The organism is Stieleria sp. (genome assembly GCF_041595215.1).
GTDB lineage: Bacteria > Planctomycetota > Planctomycetia > Pirellulales > Pirellulaceae > Stieleria > Stieleria magnilauensis.
The window spans coordinates 1-2,215 of record NZ_JBFHKV010001266.1 but is presented as its reverse complement, the minus strand read 5'-3'; the positions used below and the strand labels follow the sequence as shown (position 1 = coordinate 2,215).

Sequence of the window (2,215 nt, the reverse complement as noted above, 5' to 3'; positions counted from 1 at the left end):
TGTCGATCGCGGTCGACGGCAGCGGTTGCTGGCCGACTTTTTCCGCCAGTGTCGACGCCGCCAGCACCAAGTAGCTGGTCGCGATGTTCGAGTGGCTGCGGTCGGTGTCGCCGAATCCGCCATCGTCGTTTTGTTGGCCGCTCAGGTACTCCATCCCCTGCCCGATCAGCGATCGCAGCGACTCTTGCTGTTGTGGCAGCGATGAATCACCGTGCTGGGAATTGCCGTGCTGTAGGACGGCCGCCATCGCGCTGACGGCCGTCGCGGTGCTCAGGGCGCTGGCGGCCAGTTGGCCGGTCCAGTGCCCGGCATCGTTTTGGGCCTGCAGCAATTCGCGACGAACTCGGTCAAGCGTTTGTCTGCATTTCTGACGCGTCGCATCGATTGCGGTGGGGGAAGGAGACAGCGTAGTCAAATCGATTCGGACTCAAAAAGTGTCAGGGGGAAGGCGTTCGAACGAGCGACGGCAGCAGACGTGCGGTGGCCGCCGTCTGGCGACACGACCGCGACGCGAAAGCAAGTAGGGATGTTGCGCGGTGACTGTCCCCCCGGTTCAGTATATCCAGCCAGCCATCGCGTCGTCGGCGACCATTGATCGGTTATTTCTTAACTGGTACGCTCGGTTCCAGCAGGCAAGGATTTGTACGCACGCGAAACCCGACCGACCAGACCGACCCCACCCCAGCAAGCACGTGATCGCTCCCAATCTCGCCTCCGAATTACCCGACGAACAGCGAATCGTCATCACCGGAATCGGCTTGACCGCTCCCAACGGAAATGATTGGGATGCGTTTCGCGAAGCGCTGTTGGAAAAACGCAGCGGCGTCAAGCCTTACGAAATCCGCTACTTCGGCAAGACGCTGGCGGGGATCTGTGATTTCGAAACGACCCGCTACCAAACCAAGAAAGATCTCCGTCGCGGGACACGCGCCGGCAGCGTCGGCGTCTATGCCGCCAACGAAGCGATCAAGCATGCCGGAATCGACTGGGAAAACACCGACAAGTCGCGGGTCGGCATCTACGTCGGCGTGACCGAGCACGGGAACGTGGAAACCGAGAACGAGATCTATGTGATCAAGGGATTCGACTACGACACCAGTTGTTGGTCGCACCATCACAATCCGCGAACGGTTGCCAACAACCCGGCCGGCGAGATTGCGTTGAACTTAAAGGTCACCGGTCCGCACTACACGATCGGGGCGGCCTGTGCGGCTGGAAACGCGGGGATCATTCAAGGTGCCCAGATGTTGCGGTTGGGCGAATGTGATTTGGCGATCGCCGGCGGCACCAGCGAGAGCATTCACACGTTCGGGATTTTCGCCAGTTTCAACAGCCAGAACGCGTTGGCCAGCCACGAAGACCCCGCCAAAGCCTCGCGGCCGTTTGATGTCGACCGCAGCGGCATCGTGGTGGCCGAGGGCGGCTGTTTGTACACGCTCGAACGGCTCAGCGACGCGAAAAAACGTGGCGCGGAGATTTACGGCGAATTGGTCGGCTATGCGATGAACACCGACGCGACCGATTTCGTCTTGCCCAACCCGGAACGACAGGCCCAGTGCGTCCAGATGGCGCTCGACCGTGCCGGATTGCAGCCCGATCAGATCGACATCGTCAGCACCCACGCGACCGGGACCTCCAGCGGCGACGCTCAGGAATGCTCCGCACTGCGATCGGTCTTCGGTGACTGTGAGAACGTCCGGATCAACAACACCAAGAGCTACATCGGTCATGCGATGGGCGCCGCCGGGGCGTTGGAGTTGGCCGGCAATCTGGCCTCGTTCCGTGATTCTGCGGTCCACCCGACGATCAATGTCGATACGCTCGACGAAGACTGTCGGCTGCCGGGGCTGGTGCTTAACGAAGTCCAGGAAGCTCGTAAGGTCGATTACATCCTGAACAATTCGTTCGGCATGCTCGGCATCAACTCGGTCGTGATCATCGGCCGAATCTAGCCGTCGGGTGTTGGCCCGTTGGCCTGCGGCAAACCGCTGATCGTCAATTGATGTCAGCCGGTTCGCGCCAGCGTCCGGGCTCCGTTTCTTCAGGTTAGGCCCATAGGCTCACGCCAAACGGCTGATCATCGTTTGAAATCAGCCGGTTCGCGCCAGCGTCCGGGCTTCTCCGTTTCGTCAGGTTAGGGCCGTAGGCCCCTCGCCAAACGGCTGGTCAGCGGTTGAAATCAGCCGGTTCGCGCTAGCGTCCGGGCTTCTCCTCA

General features: G+C 60.9%; 1 protein-coding gene and 1 pseudogene. One reads left to right on the top strand and one right to left on the bottom strand.

Annotated elements, in window-relative coordinates; translation table 11 throughout:
- Nucleotides 1-415 (bottom strand): annotated as a pseudogene (locus ABX749_RS30405) (hypothetical protein); the annotation flags it as partial.
- A gap of 277 nt (nucleotides 416-692) precedes the next feature.
- On the opposite strand from ABX749_RS30405, the gene ABX749_RS30400 reads away from it, so the two are divergent.
- A complete protein-coding gene (locus ABX749_RS30400) occupies nucleotides 693-1,952 on the top strand; it encodes a beta-ketoacyl-[acyl-carrier-protein] synthase family protein (protein WP_145219305.1) in 1,260 nt (419 codons plus the stop codon).
- The last annotated feature ends 263 nt before the right edge of the window (nucleotides 1,953-2,215 follow it).